A 387-nucleotide genomic window follows, 5' to 3' on the forward strand; every position below is an offset into this window, starting at 1 on the left:
TCTTTCCCCGCCTGGCCGAGAGGCGGCGGCAGCTGGCGGGGACGCTTTCCGGTGGGGAGCAGCAGATGCTGGCCATCGGCCGGGCCCTTATGGGCTTTCCCAAGATCCTGCTGGTGGACGAGCCTTCCCTGGGCCTTTCCCCGAGGCTCGCTGAGGAGGTCCTTCTGGCCCTCAAGGCCGTGGCGGGGGAAGGCGTGGGGGTGCTCTTGGTGGAGCAGAACGTGGCCCTCACCCTGGATGTGGCCGAGAGGGGCTACGTCCTGGAGCACGGGAAGGTGGTGCTGGAAGGCCCCGCTTCGGCGCTGGCCCAAGACCCCCGGGTGCGGGAGGCGTACCTGAGCCTGTAGATTGGGGCCATGGGAATACTTTCGGGAAAGGCGGTTTTGG

1 protein-coding gene is annotated in these 387 nt (G+C 67.7%); it reads left to right on the top strand.

The genetic code is table 11. The features are described from left to right. The coding region (locus tag BVI061214_RS00505) for an ATP-binding cassette domain-containing protein (RefSeq protein ID WP_156303176.1) at positions 1 to 347 on the top strand (347 nt) is incomplete at its 5' end. Positions 348 to 387 lie beyond the last annotated feature (40 nt).

Source organism: Thermus aquaticus (genome assembly GCF_001280255.1).
GTDB classification, from domain to species: domain Bacteria; phylum Deinococcota; class Deinococci; order Deinococcales; family Thermaceae; genus Thermus; species Thermus aquaticus.